The sequence below is a fragment of the Kluyvera intermedia genome (assembly GCF_034424175.1).
In the GTDB taxonomy this organism is placed as follows: Bacteria; Pseudomonadota; Gammaproteobacteria; order Enterobacterales; family Enterobacteriaceae; genus Kluyvera; species Kluyvera intermedia.
In genome coordinates this window covers 4,235,372-4,255,133 of sequence record NZ_CP139986.1, presented here as the reverse complement: position 1 = coordinate 4,255,133, position 19,762 = coordinate 4,235,372, and the positions used below count along the sequence as shown (strand labels likewise).

Genomic DNA, 19,762 nt, shown 5'->3' with positions numbered 1-19,762 from the left:
GAGTATTCATGCCGATTCAGGTTTTACCGCCACAGCTTGCCAACCAGATTGCTGCGGGTGAAGTGGTGGAGCGTCCTGCATCGGTAGTGAAAGAGCTGGTCGAAAACAGTCTCGATGCGGGCGCTACCCGCATCGATATTGATATCGAACGCGGTGGGGCCAAGCTTATCCGCATTCGTGATAACGGCTGCGGAATTAAAAAAGACGAGCTAGCGCTGGCGCTGGCGCGTCATGCCACCAGTAAAATTGCTTCGCTCGACGACCTTGAGGCGATTGTCAGCCTCGGTTTTCGCGGTGAAGCGCTGGCGAGTATCAGCTCAGTTGCCCGTCTGACTCTGACCTCACGCACAGCGGAACAGCAGGAAGCCTGGCAAGCCTACGCGGAAGGCCGCGATCAAGCGGTGACGGTCAAGCCGGCGGCGCACCCGGTCGGGACGACGCTGGAAGTGCTGGACCTGTTCTACAACACCCCGGCGCGGCGTAAGTTTATGCGCACGGAAAAAACCGAATTTAATCACATTGATGAGATTATCCGCCGCATTGCGCTGGCGCGTTTCGATGTGAGCTTCAATCTGACCCATAACGGTAAAGTCATCCGCCAGTACCGGGCGGTGGCGGAAGGGGCATCAAAAGATCGTCGCCTCGGCGCCATTTGCGGCGTGCCGTTTCTTGAACAAGCGCTGGCAATCGAGTGGCAGCATGGCGATTTAGCGCTGCGCGGTTGGGTTGCCGACCCGAATCACACCACCACGGCGCTGGCGGAAATTCAGTACTGTTACGTGAACGGACGCATGATGCGCGACCGGCTGATTAACCACGCGATTCGCCAGGCCTGTGAAGACAAGCTCGGCGCCGATCAGCAGCCGGCCTTCGTGTTGTATCTGGAAATCGATCCACATCAGGTGGATGTGAACGTACATCCGGCAAAGCATGAAGTACGTTTCCATCAGTCGCGATTGGTGCATGACTTTATCTACCAGGGCGTGCTGAGCGTGCTGCAACAGCAACTGGATACGCCGCTGCCGCTGACGGCCGAGGATGAACCCGCGCCGCGCGCATTGCCGGAAAACCGCATCGCTGCCGGTCGCAACCAGTTTGCTGAACCTGCGGTAGCCCGTGAACCAGAAACTCCCCGTTATCAATCATCAACCGGTGGCGCAAGCTCGCGAGCCGGTAATAGCGGCGGAGCAAGTTGGCCGAACGCACAGCCTGGTTATCAAAAGCAGCAAGGCGCGCTTTATCGCCAACTGCTGGATACGCCAGACGGTCGACCGGAGCCCGCGCAGCCAGAGGCGGATAATCTGGTGGGGCATAGCCAGAGCTTTGGGCGTGTGTTAGCGATTATGGCTGACACCTGCGCGTTGCTTGAACGTAACGGGAAGCTGAGCATATTGGCGTTGCCCGTGGCGGAACGCTGGTTGCGTCAAGCGCAGCTAACGCCGGGGGACGCGACGATTTGCGCCCAGCCGTTGTTGATTCCGCTGCGCCTTAAGGCCCGCGAAGATGAACGTAAGACGCTGAAAGACGCGCAAGCGACGCTAAGCCAACTGGGTATTGAAATCCTGTTGGAAGGGCAGCACGTCACTGTCCGCGCGGTGCCTTTACCCTTACGACAACAAAATTTACAAATCTTGATTCCTGAACTGATAGGCTACTTAGTGGGACAAAGTCATGTCGATGCCGGGAACATTGCGCAGTGGTTGGCCCGCAATCTGGCGAGCGATCATGCCCAGTGGAACACGGCACAGGCGATTGGCATGCTGGCGGATGTTGAACGTCTTTGCCCGCAGCTTGTCAAATCCCCACCAGGTGGTCTGTTACAACCTGTTGATTTAGATTCTGCGATGAATGCCCTGAGAAATGAGTGATGTAACCGAGGCGAGCCTGCCTAAGGCAATTTTTTTAATGGGGCCCACGGCTTCGGGCAAAACAGCGTTGGCAATTGAATTACGTAAAGTTTTGCCAGTTGAGTTGATTAGTGTTGATTCAGCCCTTATTTATCAAGGGATGGATATCGGCACTGCCAAGCCTTGCGAGGAAGAGTTACAAGCCGCCCCGCATCGATTATTGGATATTCTCGATCCGTCGCAGGCCTATTCGGCGGCGGATTTTCGTCGTGATGCCTTAGCGCAGATGGCGGAGATCACCGCAGCTGGGAAAATTCCCCTGCTGGTCGGTGGCACAATGTTATATTTCAAGGCGTTGCTTGAAGGTTTATCACCGCTGCCTTCAGCCGACCCGGAAGTCCGGGCGCGGATTGAACAGCAGGCGGCAGAGCAAGGATGGGTTGCGCTACATCAGCAGTTACGGGAGATAGATCCTGTTGCCGCTGAGCGTATTCATCCAAATGATCCGCAAAGACTTTCCCGAGCACTGGAAGTTTTTTTCATTTCGGGTAAAACTTTAACGGAGCTGACACAAACGTCAGGAGACGCTCTGCCCTATAAGGTGCATCAGTTCGCCATCGCCCCGGCGAGCCGTGAACTGCTCCATCAGCGCATTGAGCAGCGTTTTCATCAGATGTTAGCTTCAGGTTTTGAAGCAGAAGTGCGAGCGCTATTTGCTCGCGGAGATTTGCATACGGACATGCCTTCCATTCGTTGTGTGGGATACCGCCAGATGTGGTCTTACCTTGAAGGCGAGATTTCATATGATGAAATGGTTTATAGAGGAGTTTGTGCCACGAGACAGCTAGCGAAGCGCCAGGTGACGTGGTTACGCGGTTGGGAAGGCGTTCATTGGTTAGATAGTGAGCAGCCAGAGCAGGCGTTTAGCCAGGTTATGCAGGTAGTGGGTGCTAGTACTCATTGAATGTGTACAATTGAGTCGTATCGTGCGCAATTTTCGAATCGTAAGGTTCATACGCAAATCGCTCAGGCGTTGCCTGAATGACGAAGTGTATAAGTACAAATAAGCATATAAGGAAAAGAGAGAATGGCTAAGGGGCAATCATTACAAGATCCGTTCCTGAACGCATTGCGTCGGGAACGAGTTCCAGTTTCTATTTATTTGGTGAATGGTATTAAGCTGCAAGGTCAAATTGAGTCTTTCGATCAGTTTGTGATCCTGTTGAAAAACACGGTCAGCCAGATGGTCTATAAGCACGCAATTTCTACCGTTGTTCCGTCACGTCCGGTTTCTCATCACAGCAACAATGCTGGCGGCGGCACAGGTAGCAACTACCACCACGGTGGCACCGCGCAGGGTTCTGCGCCGCAAGACAGCGAAGAAACCGAGTAAGGTTGAAGGCTGTTAATCCAAGTCGGGGAGCCGAATTACTAAGGTTCCCCGCTGGTATTTCAGGAGATATAACGCTTGTTTGACCGTTATGATGCCGGTGAGCAGGCGGTGCTGGTACACATCTATTTTACGCAAGACAAAGACATGGAAGACCTCCAGGAGTTTGAATCTCTGGTCTCTTCTGCCGGCGTCGAAGCATTGCAGGTGATTACTGGTAGCCGTAAAGCCCCGCACCCAAAGTATTTTGTTGGTGAAGGTAAGGCTGTCGAAATTGCGGAAGCCGTAAAAGCGACAGGCGCTTCCGTTGTGCTGTTTGATCATGCACTTAGCCCCGCGCAGGAACGTAATCTTGAACGTTTGTGTGAATGTCGGGTTATTGACCGTACGGGTCTGATTTTAGATATTTTTGCCCAACGTGCGCGTACCCATGAAGGTAAGCTGCAGGTTGAGCTCGCACAGCTACGCCACCTGGCAACACGCCTGGTACGCGGCTGGACGCACCTTGAAAGACAAAAAGGCGGTATCGGTTTGCGTGGTCCGGGTGAAACCCAGCTCGAAACTGACCGTCGTTTACTGCGTAATCGTATTATGCAAATTCTCTCGCGCATTGAGAGAGTTGCCAAACAGCGTGAGCAGGGACGTCGTGCGCGCGTCAAGGCTGATGTGCCGACGGTATCGCTGGTGGGATACACCAACGCCGGTAAATCAACGTTGTTTAACCACCTGACTGAGTCGGAGGTGTATGCCGCCGATCAGCTGTTCGCAACTCTCGATCCGACCCTGCGTCGTATTGATGTTGCGGATGTCGGTGAAACGGTATTAGCCGATACCGTTGGTTTTATTCGCCACCTGCCTCATGACCTGGTGGCGGCGTTTAAAGCCACGTTGCAGGAAACCCGTGAAGCGACGCTGTTGCTCCACGTGATCGATGCTGCGGACGTTCGCGTACAGGAAAATATCGATGCGGTTGATACCGTTCTTGAAGAGATCGACGCGCACGAGATTCCAACCCTGCTGGTGATGAACAAAATCGATATGCTCGATGAGTTTGAACCCCGTATCGACAGGGACGAAGAGAACAAACCTATCCGGGTGTGGCTGTCTGCTCACACCGGGGTAGGCGTACCACTCCTTTTTCAGGCGTTAACGGAACTGCTCTCCGGTGAAGTCGCGCAGCATACGCTGCGTTTACCTCCGCAGGAAGGGCGTTTGCGTAGTCGCTTTTATCAGCTTCAGGCAATCGAAAAAGAGTGGATGGAGGATGACGGCTGCGTCAATTTGCAGGTTCGTATGCCGATTGTCGACTGGCGTCGCCTCTGTAAACAAGAACCAACACTGGCAGACTACGTCGTCTGATAGTGCAGCTTGCCTGAAAAAAATTAGCCCTTTGGGCACCCAGCGGTTCAGGTCGCCTCAACGCGACGGCGACAACCAGGATGGAGTCGCGGTTAACAGCGAAAAGATCTGAACTGGGAAAAGGTATATCACCGCATAACAAATATGGAGCATAAACATGGCGTGGAATCAGCCCGGTAATAACGGACAAGACCGCGACCCGTGGGGGAGCAGCAATAATCAAGGCGGCAACTCCGGGGGAAATGGAAATAAAGGCGGTCGCGATCAGGGGCCACCGGATTTGGATGATATCTTCCGTAAACTGAGCAAAAAGCTTGGTGGTTTTGGGGGCGGTAAAGGCGGCTCCGGCGGCGGTAACTCGTCTCAGGGGCCTCGTGCTCCGATGGGCGGTCGTATTGTCGGTATCGCAGCTGCAGCCGTGGTCGTTATCTGGGCGGCCAGCGGTTTCTATACCATCAAAGAAGCCGAGCGCGGTGTTGTCACCCGTTTTGGTCAGTTCAGCCATTTGGTTGAACCGGGCCTGAACTGGAAGCCAACCTTTATTGACGAAGTCACTCCGGTGAACGTTGAAGCGGTTCGCGAACTGGCAGCTTCCGGTGTGATGCTGACCTCCGACGAAAACGTCGTGCGCGTTGAAATGAACGTGCAGTACCGTATTACCGATCCTCGTCGTTATCTGTTTAGCGTGACCAGTGCTGACGACAGCCTGCGTCAGGCAACCGACAGCGCCCTGCGTGGCGTAATCGGTAAATACACCATGGATCGTATCCTGACCGAAGGTCGTACCGTTATTCGTAGCGATACCCAGCGTGAGCTGGAAGAGACCATTCGTCCATACAACATGGGTATCACCCTGCTGGACGTCAACTTCCAGGCTGCTCGTCCGCCGGAAGAGGTGAAGGCTGCGTTTGATGATGCGATTGCCGCGCGTGAGAACGAGCAGCAGTACATCCGCGAAGCGGAAGCGTATACCAACGAAGTGCAGCCACGTGCAAACGGTCAGGCGCAGCGTATTCTGGAAGAAGCGCGTGCGTATAAGACTCAGACCGTACTGGAAGCGCAGGGTGAGGTTGCTCGTTTTGCTAAGCTCCTGCCGGAATATAAAGCTGCACCGCAGATTACGCGCGAGCGTCTGTATATCGAGACCATGGAAAAAGTACTTAGCCATACCCGCAAAGTGCTGGTTAGCGACAACAAGAATGGCAACCTGATGGTTCTGCCGTTGGATCAGATGCTGAAAGGCGGTAATGCCCCAGCGGCAAAGAGCGATAGCAGTGGTGCCAACAACCTGTTGCGCCTGCCGCCAGCGTCCTCTTCCAGCAGCAGCGCAAGTAACACGCCGTCTGCCAGTCAGGGCAATATCATGGACCAACGCCGCGCTAACGCGCAGCGTAACGATTACCAGCGTCAGGGGGAATAACGATGCGTAAGTCAGTTATCGCGATTATCATCATTGCGCTGGTAGTGCTTTACACCTCTATCTTCGTTGTTAAAGAAGGCGAGCGCGGAATTAAGTTCCAGTTCAGCAGCGTCGTGCGTGATGGTGACAAGAAGCCGTTGATTTATGAGCCGGGCCTGCACTTTAAGGTTCCGTTTATTCAATCGGTAAAAATGCTTGATGCCCGTATCCAGACTATGGATAACCAGGCCGATCGCTTCGTGACCAAAGAGAAGAAAGACCTGATCGTCGACTCTTACATTAAGTGGCGTATCAGCGATTTCAGCCGTTACTTCCTGGCAACCGGCGGCGGCGACGTCTCCCAGGCCGAAGTCCTGCTGAAACGTAAGTTCTCTGACCGTCTGCGTTCTGAGATTGGTCGCCTGGACGTGAAAGACATCGTTACCGACTCCCGTGGTCGCTTAACGCTGGAAGTCCGCGATGCTCTGAACTCCGGTTCTGCGGGTACCGAGGATGAAGTCTCCACGCCAGCCGCTGACAGCGCCATTGCGGAAGCCGCAGAGCGCGTTGAGCAGCAGGCTAACATCAAGGGGCCAACCATTAACCCGAACAGTATGGCGGCGTTAGGGATTGAAGTGGTCGATGTGCGTATCAAGCAGATCAACCTGCCTGCTGAGGTTTCAGAAGCGATTTACAACCGTATGCGTGCTGAGCGTGAAGCCGTTGCCCGTCGTCACCGTTCACAAGGTCAGGAAGAGGCAGAAAAACTGCGCGCTACCGCTGACTATGAAGTGACGAAGACGCTGGCAGAATCAGAACGTCAGGGACGTATTATGCGCGGTGAAGGCGATGCAGAAGCGGCGAAACTGTTCGCTGATGCGTTCAGCCAGGATCCAGACTTCTATGCCTTTATCCGTAGCCTGCGTGCCTATGAAGCGAGCTTCAGCGGCAACCAGGACGTGATGGTGCTGAGCCCGGATAGCGACTTCTTCCGCTACATGAAGACGCCAGGTAACGCGACGCGTTAATTGCGCTGACGCGTGAACAAAACCACCGCCTCTTCCGGGAGTCGGTGGTTTTTTTATAAGAGTGATGAATAATGAATTCGACAATCCTGCTGGCGCTTGCGCTGGTTTTGGTGCTTGAGGGCCTGGGGCCAATGCTGTATCCGAAAGCCTGGCGCAAGATGATCTCTACGATGACGCAATTACCGGATACGATATTACGGCGATTTGGCGGGGGTCTTGTGGTTGCTGGCATCGTCATCTACTACATGTTGACGAAAACGGTTGGCTGATTAAAAAAAGAGCATACAGACGCTATTTTGTGGGTAAAAAGTGCTGTATATCTGAAAAAGCGATGGTAGAATCCATTTTTAAGCAACCGGTAATTTTTAAAATGGGTAACAACGTCGTCGTGCTGGGCACCCAATGGGGTGACGAAGGTAAAGGGAAGATCGTCGATCTTCTGACTGAGCGTGCAAAATATGTTGTTCGCTATCAGGGTGGCCATAACGCAGGCCATACTCTCGTAATCAACGGTGAGAAAACCGTCCTCCATCTTATTCCATCAGGTATTCTTCGTGAGAATGTGACTAGCATCATCGGTAACGGTGTTGTGCTGTCTCCTGCTGCGCTGATGAAAGAGATGAAAGGCCTGGAAGACCGTGGTATCCCGGTTCGTGAGCGTCTGCTGCTCTCCGAAGCCTGCCCGTTAATCCTCGATTATCACGTCGCTCTGGATGGCGCTCGCGAAAAAGCGCGCGGTTCCAAAGCTATCGGCACCACCGGTCGTGGTATCGGTCCTGCTTATGAAGATAAAGTTGCTCGCCGCGGTCTGCGTGTGGGTGATCTCTTCGACAAAGAAACCTTCGCCGAAAAACTGAAAGATGTGATGGAATATCACAACTTCCAGCTGGTGAACTATTACAAAGTTGAAGCGGTTGACTACCAGAAAGTGCTGGACGATGTGATGGCGGTTGCCGACATCCTGACCGGTATGGTGGTAGACGTTTCTGACCTGCTGGATCAGGCACGTAAACGCGGTGACTTCGTGATGTTCGAAGGCGCACAGGGTACGCTGCTGGATATCGACCACGGTACCTATCCGTACGTGACCTCTTCTAACACCACCGCAGGTGGCGTAGCAACCGGTTCAGGCCTTGGCCCGCGCTATGTTGACTACGTACTGGGTATCATCAAAGCGTACTCCACTCGCGTGGGTGCTGGTCCATTCCCGACCGAATTGTTTGATGAAACCGGTGAGTTCCTGTGCAAACAGGGTAACGAATTCGGTGCAACTACCGGTCGTCGTCGTCGTACCGGCTGGCTTGACGCCGTTGCCGTACGTCGCGCGGTACAGATTAACTCCCTGTCTGGCTTCTGCCTGACCAAGCTGGACGTTCTGGACGGCTTGAAAGAAGTGAAAGTCTGTGTTGCTTACCGTATGCCGGATGGTCGTGAAGTGACTACCACTCCGCTGGCAGCAGATGATTGGGAAGGTATTGAACCAATCTATGAAACCATGCCGGGTTGGTCTGAAACCACCTTTGGCGTGAAGGAACGTAGCGGTCTGCCACAGGCAGCACTGGACTACATTCAGCGTATTGAAGAACTGACCGGCGTGCCGATTGATATTATTTCAACTGGCCCAGACCGTACTGAAACCATGATCCTGCGCGACCCGTTCGACGCATAATTATGGTCAGGGCGCGGCGCCTGATGGTGCTGCGCTTATCAGGCCTACTCATTCTGTAGGCCGGATAAGACGCAAAGCGTCGCCATCCGGCTTAATCGTGCGTTATCTCTTCGCTTTTTTCCTTCCCGTCATGAAATAAATTAGCGGCTCAGACGCTGGCTGGTTTATCATCAATATAATTAATATCAACAAGCTTACCTTTTACTCCCCATTTCCCTGAGGTTGATGTGCAGTTAACAAGTTTTACCGATTATGGATTACGTGCGCTGATTTACATGGCGTCGCTGCCGGAAGGCAAGATGACGAGCATCTCGGAGGTGACCGAGGTCTACGGCGTGTCGCGTAACCATATGGTTAAAATCATCAATCAGCTGAGCCGTGCCGGATACGTCATGGCAGTCCGTGGGAAGAACGGTGGTATTCGCCTGGGTAAACCTGCAAAAGAGATCCGCGTCGGCGATGTCGTGCGCGATTTAGAACCGTTAACGCTGGTGAACTGCAGCAGCGAATTCTGCCACATAACGCCAGCCTGTCGTTTGAAACAGGCACTTTCTGAAGCCGTGCAAAGTTTTCTCAAGGAACTGGATAACCACACACTGGCCGATTTGGTTGAAAAAAATCAACCGCTTTATAAATTATTGCTGGTGGAGTAATTATTACTACCGCCGGCAGCGATGATGACGGAGGAACCGACATGTCAAAAGATCCTTTCCTGGAACGTGAAACCCAGAAGTACGACAACCCTATCCCGAGCCGGGAATTTATCCTTGAACACTTAACAAAACGCGAAAAACCGGCAAATCGTGAAGAGCTGGCCGTTGAGTTGAATATTGAAGGCGAAGAGCAAATTGAAGCTCTGCGTCGTCGCCTGCGCGCCATGGAGCGCGACGGGCAGTTAGTCTTTACCCGCCGCCAGTGCTACGCGTTGCCGGAACGTCTTGACCTGCTTAAAGGCATGGTTATCGGCCATCGCGATGGCTTTGGCTTCCTGCGCGTGGAAGGTCGTAAAGACGACCTGTATCTGTCGAGCGAGCAGATGAAAATGTGCATGCACGGCGATGAAGTGCTGGCACAGCCGCTGGGCGCTGACCGCAAAGGTCGTCGCGAAGGGCGTATTGTCCGTGTACTGGTGCCACGCAACGCGCAAATTGTCGGTCGCTACTTCACCGACGCTGGCGTTGGCTTTGTGGTGCCGGACGATAGCCGTCTGAGCTTCGACATCCTGATCCCGCCAGAAGCGGTGATGGGTGCGCGTATGGGCTTTGTGGTGGTGGTCGAACTGACTCAGCGCCCAACCCGTCGCACCAAAGCGATTGGTAAAATCGTTGAAGTGCTGGGCGAAAACATGGGTACCGGCATGGCCGTTGAGATGGCACTGCGTACCCATGAGATTCCTTATGTCTGGCCGCCAGCGGTAGAAGCGCAGGTTGCCGGGTTGAAAGAGCAGGTGCCGGAAGAGGCAAAAGTGGGCCGCGTTGACCTGCGTGATTTGCCGCTGGTAACTATCGATGGCGAAGATGCCCGCGACTTTGATGATGCGGTCTACTGCGAGAAAAAACGCGGTGGCGGCTGGCGTCTGTGGGTTGCGATTGCTGACGTCAGTTATTACGTCCGTCCGCCGACTCCGCTGGATGGCGAAGCCCGTAATCGCGGGACTTCCGTGTACTTCCCAACGCAGGTTGTCCCGATGCTGCCGGAAGTGCTCTCTAACGGCCTGTGTTCCCTGAACCCGCAGGTTGACCGTCTGTGTATGGTCTGTGAAATGACTATCTCGACGAAAGGGCGCTTAACCGGTTTCAAATTCTACGAAGCGGTGATGAGTTCGCATGCGCGTCTGACCTACACCAAGGTCTGGCATATGTTGCAAGGCGACCAGGAGCTGCGTGAACAGTATGCGCCGCTGGTTAAACACATTGAAGAGCTGCATAACCTCTACAAAGTGTTGGATGAAGCGCGTGCTGAGCGTGGCGGCATCTCGTTTGAAAGCGAAGAGGCGAAGTTTATCTTCAACGCCGACCGCCGCATTGAACGAATCGAGCAGACTCAGCGTAACGATGCGCACAAGCTGATTGAAGAGTGCATGATCCTGGCCAACATCTCGGCGGCACGTTTCGTTGAGAAAGCCAAAGAGCCTGCGCTGTTCCGTATTCACGACAAACCAACAACCGAAGCCATTACCGCTTTCCGTTCGGTGCTGTCGGAATTAGGGCTGGAACTGCCTGGCGGCAACAAACCGGAGCCGCGTGATTATGCGGAGCTGCTGGAATCTGTCGCTGGCCGTCCAGATGCGGAAATGCTGCAAACCATGCTGCTGCGCTCGATGAAGCAGGCGATTTACGATCCGGAAAACCGCGGTCACTTCGGCCTGGCGCTGCAATCTTATGCGCACTTTACGTCACCAATCCGTCGTTATCCTGACCTCTCGCTGCACCGCGCCATTAAGTATCTGTTGGCGAAAGAGCAGGGGCACCAAGGTAACAGCACTGAAACTGGCGGCTACCATTACTCGCTGGAAGAGATGCTGCAACTTGGTCAGCACTGTTCAATGGCTGAACGCCGTGCCGATGAGGCCACACGCGACGTTTCCGACTGGTTGAAATGCGACTTTATGCAGGATCAGGTGGGCAACGTCTTTAATGGCGTTATCGCCAGTGTCACCGGCTTTGGCTTCTTCGTTCGTCTGGATGAGTTGTTTATCGATGGCCTGGTGCACGTTTCTTCGCTGGATAACGACTACTATCGCTTTGACCAGATTGGTCAGCGTCTGATTGGCGAATCCGGCGGTCAGACCTATCGCCTCGGCGACCGTGTTGAAGTTCGCGTTGAAGCGGTCAACATGGACGAGCGTAAAATCGACTTCTCACTGATTTCCAGCGAGCGTGGCCCGCGTAACGTCGGTAAGACCGAACGCGAGAAAGCGAAGAAAGGCAGCGGCGGTAAGCCGAGCGCGAGTCGTCGTCGCCAGGCGGGCAAACGCACCAACTTTGAGCCGGACAGCGCCTTCCGCGGCGAGAAGAAAGGTAAAGCGAAAGCTAACCCGAATTCGTCCGCGAAGAATGGCAAAGCCAACCCGAATCAGGCAACTGAGCAAGGTAAAGCGAAACCGGCTTCTGACAAAACCGGTGCGAAAAAAGCCAAAAAGCCATCGGCGAAGTCACAGAAAATTGCTGCCGCGACTAAAGCGAAGCGTGCTGCAAAAAAGAAACCGACTGAGTAAACTATTGTGATCCCCACCTCCCGCTTCCTGTATGGAAGCGGGAAATAAGGGCAATCCCGAATACACAAGTAACGAGTGAATTGAATGAGCGAAATGATTTACGGCATCCATGCAGTGCAGGCACTGCTGGAACGTGCGCCTGAACGTTTTCAGGAAGTTTTTATTCTGAAAGGCCGCGATGACAAGCGTCTGATGCCGCTTATCGACGCACTGGAAGCGCAGGGCGTGGTGATCCAACTGGCAAATCGTCAGTACCTGGACGAGAAAAGCGAAGGTGCGGTGCACCAGGGGATCATTGCGCGCGTGAAGCCGGGTCGTCAGTATCAGGAAAACGATCTGCCGGAGCTGCTTGCGTCAATCGACAAACCGTTCCTGCTGATCCTCGATGGCGTTACCGATCCGCATAACCTCGGCGCCTGCCTGCGTAGCGCGGATGCTGCCGGTGTCCATGCGGTTATCGTGCCAAGAGATCGCTCGGCGCAACTGAACGCGACGGCGAAAAAAGTCGCCTGTGGTGCCGCAGAAAACGTGCCGCTTATCCGCGTGACAAACCTGGCGCGTACCATGCGTATGCTGCAAGAAGAGAGCGTTTGGATTGTCGGTACCGCTGGTGAAGCCACGCATACTCTGTTCCAGAGCAAAATGACCGGTGCGATGGCGCTGGTGATGGGCGCGGAAGGTGAAGGCATGCGTCGTTTGACCCGCGAACACTGTGATGAACTGATCAGCATTCCGATGGCGGGCAGCGTGTCGTCGCTGAACGTCTCCGTTGCGACCGGCATTTGTTTGTTTGAAGCGGTACGCCAGCGCGGCTAAGCTTTCAGGGTGACAGCGTAATGCGGTCACCCTACTTCCTAACGGAGAGGGTGACCGCATTAATTTCATCCGCCTCTCTTGACGAAAAGTGGCTGCTATTCATGAATCCTGCTCCTTGTTCATCTCTGATTCCGCGAATTATCGCTCACTTCCCCTATAACTATTTTGCCCTGGTCATGGCGACCGGTATCGTCAGTATTGGTTGCGAGACGGCGGGTTTTCACAGCATTGCACGAGCCCTGCTCTACCTTAATACGCTTCACTATGCACTCTGCCTCATTTTAGCAATCGCTAAACTCATCACATACCCTACGGTAGTGTGGGAGGATTTGATTCACTCCGATAAAGGCCCTGGCTACTTGACGATGGTCGCGGGCACCAGCGTGCTTGGTGTGCAATACAATGCGTTAACGACGCTCCATAGCATGCCGAATGTGCTGTTGTTTATCAGCATTTCCCTGTATCTGGTGGTGATCTTCTCGCTAATTGCCGGTATCGCCATGTCTAAGGATAAGTGTTCGCCTGCACAGGGACTCGATGGGCTATGGCTGCTGTGCACCGTGTCAGGGTGTTCTATTGTGGTATTGGGCATGTCGCTACGAGGTACTGCGCCGCAACTGCAGGTGCTAATGCTTACGGCGTTGTGGTCGGCGAGCATCATGCTTTATTTCATTATTATCCCGCTGATCTTCTTCAAATGGCTATTCAGATCGGTAAACCGTAAAGATTTTTCTCCCTCATGGTGGATTAATATGGGGGCGCTGGCGATTGCTTCGTTGGCTGGAGTAAAGGTGCTGGAAAACGATCATCATGATCTGTTTCTCGCCGTTACCCCATCGATAATTACCATCACCTTTTTCCTTTGGGCGGCAGCGGCATGGTGGCTGATACTGCTGTTGACGATTCTAGTCTGGCGTACGGTAACGCGTTCACTGAACCTGGCATATTCGCCTGGCAACTGGTCTATTGTTTTCCCTTCCGGCATGTTTGCCGTCACAACAATGAACGTTATGCAATATCTCAAGGTTGATTTACCCACTGAATGGGTTAGGGTCGCAATGGTCGGAGTTTTACTGCTGTGGCTAGGTTTTTACCTCTGGATGCTGGCCTCTTTCTGCAAGAGAATTAAGGTGCAATAACCTATTTTGTGACCTTGCACGCTGTTGATGCTTCACCTCCGTCCATACTTAGGGCATTGCCCATTGACGGAGGGAGAGACAGTGCGCTGGCAGACTCATACCGTTTTTAATCAACCGACCCCCTTAAACAACAGTAATCTGTTCTTATCTGATATCGCCCTGTGCGAGGCGGTTGCCCGTCACGATGCGGGTTGGGACAGCGACCTGCTCGCCAGTATTGGTCAACAGTTTGGCACCGCCGAATCACTGGAGTTGGGACGGTTAGCCAATGCACATCCCCCTGAATTGCTTCGTTACGATCCGCAAGGGCAACGGCAAGATGACGTTCGCTTCCATCCTGCCTGGCATTTGTTGATGCAGGGGCTCTGTGCCAACCGTGTGCATAACCTCCCTTGGGAAGAAGAGGCGCGCAACGGAGCATTTGTCGCCCGCGCCGCACGCTTTATGCTGCATGCGCAGGTAGAAGCCGGAACGTTATGCCCCATCACCATGACATTTGCCGCCACGCCTTTGCTATTGAAAACGCTGCCGCCGCTATTTTCAGACTGGCGCACGCCTTTAAACAGTGACCGTTATGACCCACATCAGCAGCCGGGTGCGATGAAACGCGGACTGCTTATCGGTATGGGCATGACGGAAAAGCAGGGGGGCTCAGACGTCCTAAGCAACAGCACCCGTGCCGCACGGCTGGCGGATGGTAGCTATCAACTCACCGGGCATAAATGGTTCTACTCCGTACCACAAAGCGACGCTCATCTGGTGCTGGCACAGGCTGATGGCGGGTTAACCTGCTTCTTTGTACCGCGCTTATTGCCCGATGGCACGCGTAACGCGATTAGGCTGGAACGGCTGAAGGATAAGCTCGGTAACCGCGCCAATGCCAGCAGCGAGGTGGAATTTGATCAAGCGCTCGGCTGGCCAATCGGTGAGGAGGGGGACGGTATCCGGCAGATCCTGAAAATGGGCGGCCTGACGCGTTTTGATTGTGCGCTTGGCAGCCACGGTTTGATGCGTCGTGCGTTATCAGTGGCTGTCTACCATGCGTACCAGCGTCAGGCATTCGGCCATAATCTGGTTGATCTCCCGTTAATGCGCCAGGTTCTGGGCAAAATGGCGTTACAGCTGGAAGGGCAAACTGCATTGCTGTTTCGCCTCGCCAGCGCCTGGGGGCAATCTCGCTCCCCGCAGGAGGCGCTGTGGGCGCGGCTGTTTACCCCTGCGGCCAAATTTGCCATCTGCAAAGCGGGTATTCCTTTTGTTGCAGAAGCGATGGAGGTGCTGGGCGGTATCGGCTATTGCGAAGAGAGTGAACTGCCTCGTCTGTTCCGTGAGATGCCGGTGAATAGTATTTGGGAGGGCTCCGGTAACATCATGTGCCTCGACGTATTGCGCGTATTGATGAAGCAACCGGATGCCGTTTCGCTGTTGGCCGCCGAGTGTGCGGAAGTTAAAGGGCTGGATCGTCATTTCGACCGCCAATGGCGGCAGTTACAGCAGCGGCTACGAAAGCCTTCAGAGGCAATGGGACGCGAAATTACGGGCCAGGTTTATTTACTGGGCGTTGGGGCACAGATGCTGCGTTATGCGTCTCCACCTTTGGCTCAAGCATGGTGCCAGATGATGCTGGACTCACGCGGTGGCGTGTTACTGAATGAACAGGTGATCAATGAGGTATTGAGTCGCGCGACGGGGGGCGTTCGGTGAGTCATTGGGGCGTGGAAGAGGCGTTACAGCGTTAACGCATCTTCCACTATTGGCTGGTCTTAGGCATAGATTATCGCCTGTGCTCGCCAGTTATCTTGCTGCGGTTCTTCATACATCTGAACAATACGATACCAGGAGGCGCCTTGCTCGTCTGCCTTACGGGCAATCTCCATCTCGACATCTTCCAGGCTTCCGGCAACGTTATTCACTGAAATCAGCCCGATTTCATTAAGCCCGGTGACACAATCTGCGCTGGCAAACTCTGCGGATTGTGCCGCCGTAGTGTGCGAGCCGCCGGGCAATAGCAGGGTAGATAAGGTAAATGATTGTTTCATCGTCAGCTCCATTTCACATAACCCAGTGGGGGCAGTCCATAGCAGACGCATATCCTGTATTCAGACAGAGGCGCCATTGTGCATCAAGGAAACGTGAAGTGGTGCAAACCTACGTAAAGCGAATAAAAGGTTACTTACGGTAAAGAATGGCCTGTGAGTACCACTGCCCCGGCACTACGGTGTCATCAATCATGACGATCACATAGTAATCCGCTTTCTGCGCGGTGGCTTTTGCCCTGATCGTCTCTTCAACGTCCATCGGCGAGCCGTGTACCAGCGCGCTGACTGTACCCATGCGCTGCAAACCTTCCGTCTGGTTGCGGCGAATCTCCTGCGGGTGGTCGGTTACTGCTGGGGGCGCTTCGGGCGTGCCTTCCAGCAGGGTGCAACCGCTCAGCATGAGCGCCAACAACATAGGGATAAACCGTTTTATCGCCATTTCCCGTTTCCTGATAGACATAGTGTAGTGGGGAAAAAATTCCCTTTTAGGTTAATGTTCCTGAATTGTTAACCATAGCGCTATTTTCGAATGAAAATAACCTGAAACCGTAACCGGGTTCTCAATGTTATCAATCAAGGGTATTGTCGTCATATTACTGCATCAATTTCGTATGCCTTAGCAGCATAGCTAAAGGAGTTAACTCATGATTGAACTGGAAATGCGCACGCTGGCAGGACAACAAATTCTCCATGCCTGCCCCAAAGGATACGTGGAAAAAGCGCTTCCCAGCATCGTGTTTTATCACGGATTTACCTCTTCTAACGTGGTTTATAGCTATTTTGCAGTGGCATTAGCGCAGGCGGGTTTTCGGGTCATTATGCCCAGCGCTGCCGATCACGGTGAACGCTTTACCGGAGATAGCGAAGGACGGATGCAGCATTTCTGGCAGATTTTGGTGCAGAACTTCACCGAGTTTCCCGCGCTAAGAGATGCACTGCTGGCGAGCGGGCTGGTGAGTGAGGGAAGAGTGGCGGTTGCCGGTGCATCAATGGGCGGAATGACCGCACTGGGGCTCATGGCGCAGCATCCTGAACTGAAATGCGTGGCGAGTCTGATGGGGTCGGGCTACTTCACGTCGCTATCGCACTCTCTGTTCCCACCCACTGCAGCGACAACGCAGGAGCAGGAACGGCTGCGGGCACCGTTGGCAAAATGGGATGTCGGGCATCAACTTGCGAGGCTGGCCGATCGTCCGTTACTGCTATGGCATGGCGAAGAAGATGATGTGGTGCCCGCAGGGGAAACCTTCCGTCTACAGCAGGCGCTGCGAGAAGCCCATCTGGATGAACGGCTAACCTGTGTCTGGCAATCGGGCGTTCGCCACCGCATTACGCCTGAAGCACTGGCGAGTACGGTAGCGTTTTTCCGCCAGCATCTTTAGACGCGGACCACCTGTACGCCCTGATCTTCAAGCTTTTTGAGGATCTCGGGGTCTGCTTGTTTGCCGGTGATTAAGATATCAATCTCATCGGCACGACTAAACAGCATGCCCGCTCGCTCACCGACTTTACTGCTGTCGACCAGTACCGCGAGTTTGCCCACCACGTTCAGCATCTTTTGTTCGGCCATCGCAGTCAGCATATCGGTTTTGTACAGCCCTTCCGTCGTGAGTCCTTTGCCGCTGGTGAACATCCAGTGTCCAGCGTAGAGGCTATTCTCGCTACCCTGTGGGCTAAGCGTAATCGCGTGGCTACGGTTGTACTGGCCGCCCATAATGATCACGCTGTCGTGTTCTTTCTCGATAAGGTAGTTGGCGAGCGGCAGGTAGTTGGTGATGATCTGCACCGGCTTGCCGCAGATCTCCTGGCCGACTAAAAAGGCGGTCGATCCGCAGTTGATCACCACGCTTTCGCCCGGCATCACCAGCTGTGCAGCGGCTTTGGCAATCCGAACTTTTTCATCGTGGTTCTGTGCCTGATGAATATTCATCGGCGACCAGCTTGGGCGCTGCTGGTTGATAGCCTCGGCGCCGTTGCGCACCTTCTTCAGCTTGCCGCTTTCATCGAGTTTGTTAATGTCCCTGCGGGCCGTGGCGGGTGAGATCCCCAGACGGGAAATCACCTGCTCTACTGTAACAAAGCCCGCTTGTGCCAGCAGTTCCAGTAGAATCTGATGTCTTTGCGCTTCCGTCATGAGCTAATCCGAAAAGAAATGATGAGTAAAGATGATATTTGAAAAATCAGCAAAATACTAAAACTATATCCCGATGAGGTGGGGAATTTCCGGAAGCACCGTTTATGTGTGGGTGTGCGCGGATTTCCCCCGGCGGCGCTACGTTTGGCCGGGCTACCTCTTTGTGCGCGAGTAGCCCGGCCAAGCGCGGCGCCGCCGGGATTTCTGCGTAACCCAAATATTACAGGAACGATTTAAACGGCAGATCCGGCTCAATGGTAAAGCAGTCATCGAAACCGCACGAGTAGCCCGGCCAAGCGCAGCGCCGCCGGGATTTCTGCGTAGCCAACAAACTACAGGAACGATTTAAACGGCAGATCCGGCTCAATGGTAAAGCAGTCATCGAAACCGCGCGGATAGTGGTATTCGAAGTTATCTTTATCCAGCGGCCATGTAAATTTGCCGCCAACCTGCCAGATAAATGGTTTGAATCCGTACTTCAGACGGTCTTTTTTCATCTCCCACAGCACGCGAATCTCTTGAGGATCGGCCTGGAAGTTTGACCAGATATCATGGTGGAATGGAATCACCACTTTGGTATTCAGCGCTTCCGCCATACGCAACATATCGGCGCTGGTCATTTTATCGGTAATCCCGCGTGGGTTTTCACCGTATGAGCCCAGTGCGACGTCGATTTGGTGTTCGTTACCGTGCTTAGCGTAGTAGTTGGAATAGTGGGAATCACCGCTGTGATACAGCGTACCGCCCGGGGTTTTAAACAGATAGTTAACCGCCCGCGCATCCATACCGTCTGGCAGCACGCCAGCCGCTTTTTGATCCGCTGGTAGGGTGATCAGTGCCGTACGGTCAAATGCATCAAGCGCATGAATTTCAATATCTTTCACTTTCACTACATCGCCTGGTTTAACCACGATGCAGCGTGATTCCGGCACGCCCCATCCGATCCACAGATCAACACAGGTCTGCGGCCCGATAAATGGCACATCATCAGCACAATTCTGCATGACGGCGGCGGCGACGTTCACATCGATATGATCATTATGATCGTGAGTCGCCAGCACAGCATCAATTTGGCGAATGGCAAACGGGTCCAGTACAAACGGCGTGGTACGCAGGTTTGGCTGCAGTTTTTTCACCCCAGCCATCCGTTGCATCTGGTGTCCCTGCTTCATCAATGGGTTACCGTGGCTTTGCTTACCGGTACCACACCAGAAGTCGATGCAGATGTTGGCGCTGCCTTCTGATTTCAACCAGATCCCCGTACAGCCCAGCCACCACATTGCAAAGGTTCCCGGCGCGACCTGCTCCTGCTCAATCTCTTCATTCAGCCAGCTTCCCCATTCCGGGAAGGTGCTCAGGATCCAGGATTCCCGCGAGATAGTTTCTACTTTGCTCATCGTGTTTTCCTCTTTTACTTGTCATAAGTAATCATTATGTGATTTGTTATGATTTATATTGGCATCGTTTTTTCATGAATGCAATGGGGTAATTTTCGTGAAATGAGGTGTATTGGTTCCGGAAGTAACGACATATAATCAATGATTAACCAATGTATGAATTCTAATTTATTGATTTTAATCGTTTATTCTCATGCGATTTTATTGCAAAGCATTTCCATGCTAAAGATGCGCTTATTATTGCGGCGCGCGTCACAATTAATCATATTGAATCTTGTTGTGATTATTTTTGATTATTAGAGTGTGTGGCACCCGGCTAACCTCGGAG

General features: G+C 53.5%; 18 protein-coding genes. 14 read left to right on the top strand and 4 right to left on the bottom strand.

What is annotated here, in order from left to right; translation table 11 throughout:
- The first annotated feature begins 8 nt into the window (after nt 1-8).
- The 13 genes from mutL to U0026_RS20420 all read left to right on the top strand — a co-directional run bounded on the left by mutL (nt 9) and on the right by U0026_RS20420 (nt 15,568).
- Complete coding sequence (gene mutL / locus U0026_RS20480) at nt 9-1,868, top strand: DNA mismatch repair endonuclease MutL (RefSeq protein WP_062776021.1); 1,860 nt, start codon at nt 9-11, stop codon at nt 1,866-1,868.
- The gene (gene miaA / locus U0026_RS20475) at nt 1,861-2,811 is read left to right on the top strand and encodes a tRNA (adenosine(37)-N6)-dimethylallyltransferase MiaA (protein WP_062776023.1); all 951 of its coding nucleotides are present in this window, start codon (nt 1,861-1,863) and stop codon (nt 2,809-2,811) included. Before mutL ends, miaA begins: the two co-directional genes overlap by 8 nt.
- A 123-nt stretch (nt 2,812-2,934) precedes the next feature.
- On the top strand, nt 2,935-3,240 hold the full coding sequence (gene hfq / locus U0026_RS20470) for an RNA chaperone Hfq (protein WP_062776024.1): 306 nt from the start codon (nt 2,935-2,937) through the stop codon (nt 3,238-3,240).
- A 75-nt stretch (nt 3,241-3,315) separates the two neighbouring features.
- Nucleotides 3,316-4,596, top strand: coding sequence for a ribosome rescue GTPase HflX (gene hflX, locus U0026_RS20465; protein WP_062776026.1), 1,281 nt, complete (start codon nt 3,316-3,318; stop codon nt 4,594-4,596).
- A gap of 157 nt (nt 4,597-4,753) precedes the next feature.
- Nucleotides 4,754-6,016 carry an FtsH protease activity modulator HflK gene (gene hflK / locus U0026_RS20460; RefSeq protein ID WP_062776028.1) on the top strand — a complete coding sequence of 421 codons (1,263 nt, stop codon included), beginning with the start codon at nt 4,754-4,756 and terminating at the stop codon, nt 6,014-6,016.
- Nucleotides 6,017-6,018: 2 nt separating this feature from the next.
- Nucleotides 6,019-7,023 (top strand): protease modulator HflC, encoded by a 1,005-nt coding sequence (gene hflC, locus U0026_RS20455; RefSeq protein WP_062776030.1) that lies wholly within the window; start codon nt 6,019-6,021, stop codon nt 7,021-7,023.
- 71 nt (nt 7,024-7,094) lie between these two features.
- Nucleotides 7,095-7,292: a DUF2065 domain-containing protein gene (locus tag U0026_RS20450; protein WP_062776031.1), complete on the top strand. Its 198-nt coding sequence runs from the start codon at nt 7,095-7,097 to the stop codon at nt 7,290-7,292.
- A 101-nt stretch (nt 7,293-7,393) separates the two neighbouring features.
- Nucleotides 7,394-8,692 carry an adenylosuccinate synthase gene (gene purA, locus U0026_RS20445; protein WP_062776122.1) on the top strand — a complete coding sequence of 433 codons (1,299 nt, stop codon included), beginning with the start codon at nt 7,394-7,396 and terminating at the stop codon, nt 8,690-8,692.
- Nucleotides 8,693-8,919: 227 nt separating this feature from the next.
- Nucleotides 8,920-9,345, top strand: coding sequence for a nitric oxide-sensing transcriptional repressor NsrR (gene nsrR / locus U0026_RS20440; RefSeq protein WP_062776033.1), 426 nt, complete (start codon nt 8,920-8,922; stop codon nt 9,343-9,345).
- Between the two features lie 41 nt (nt 9,346-9,386).
- Nucleotides 9,387-11,909, top strand: a complete 2,523-nt coding sequence (gene rnr / locus U0026_RS20435; RefSeq protein WP_062776034.1) for a ribonuclease R — start codon at nt 9,387-9,389, stop codon at nt 11,907-11,909.
- Nucleotides 11,910-11,993: 84 nt separating this feature from the next.
- Nucleotides 11,994-12,725: a 23S rRNA (guanosine(2251)-2'-O)-methyltransferase RlmB gene (gene rlmB / locus U0026_RS20430; protein WP_062776036.1), complete on the top strand. Its 732-nt coding sequence runs from the start codon at nt 11,994-11,996 to the stop codon at nt 12,723-12,725.
- Between the two features lie 50 nt (nt 12,726-12,775).
- Nucleotides 12,776-13,864, top strand: a complete 1,089-nt coding sequence (locus tag U0026_RS20425; protein WP_062776037.1) for a tellurite resistance/C4-dicarboxylate transporter family protein — start codon at nt 12,776-12,778, stop codon at nt 13,862-13,864.
- An 81-nt stretch (nt 13,865-13,945) separates the two neighbouring features.
- Nucleotides 13,946-15,568: an isovaleryl-CoA dehydrogenase gene (locus U0026_RS20420; protein ID WP_062776039.1), complete on the top strand. Its 1,623-nt coding sequence runs from the start codon at nt 13,946-13,948 to the stop codon at nt 15,566-15,568.
- Nucleotides 15,569-15,627: 59 nt separating this feature from the next.
- Here the strand turns inward: U0026_RS20420 and yjfN are convergent, their stop codons facing one another.
- Together yjfN and bsmA are read right to left on the bottom strand one after the other, a co-directional pair.
- Nucleotides 15,628-15,903, bottom strand: a complete 276-nt coding sequence (gene yjfN, locus U0026_RS20415) for a DUF1471 family protease activator YjfN (RefSeq protein ID WP_062776042.1) — start codon at nt 15,901-15,903, stop codon at nt 15,628-15,630.
- 130 nt (nt 15,904-16,033) lie between these two features.
- Entirely contained in the window at nt 16,034-16,342 is a 309-nt protein-coding gene (gene bsmA, locus U0026_RS20410) for a biofilm peroxide resistance protein BsmA (protein WP_062776043.1), read from the bottom strand.
- 205 nt (nt 16,343-16,547) lie between these two features.
- Here bsmA and yjfP point away from each other — a divergent pair, with 205 nt between their 5' ends.
- Complete coding sequence (gene yjfP, locus U0026_RS20405) at nt 16,548-17,285, top strand: esterase (protein ID WP_062776045.1); 738 nt, start codon at nt 16,548-16,550, stop codon at nt 17,283-17,285.
- On the opposite strand, the gene ulaR is transcribed toward yjfP, so the two are convergent.
- Nucleotides 17,282-18,037, bottom strand: coding sequence for an HTH-type transcriptional regulator UlaR (ulaR, locus tag U0026_RS20400; RefSeq protein WP_062776047.1), 756 nt, complete (start codon nt 18,035-18,037; stop codon nt 17,282-17,284). The genes yjfP and ulaR overlap by 4 nt on opposite strands.
- A 332-nt stretch (nt 18,038-18,369) precedes the next feature.
- Nucleotides 18,370-19,434, bottom strand: coding sequence for an L-ascorbate 6-phosphate lactonase (gene ulaG / locus U0026_RS20395; RefSeq protein WP_062776049.1), 1,065 nt, complete (start codon nt 19,432-19,434; stop codon nt 18,370-18,372).
- Between the last annotated feature and the right edge of the window lie 328 nt (nt 19,435-19,762).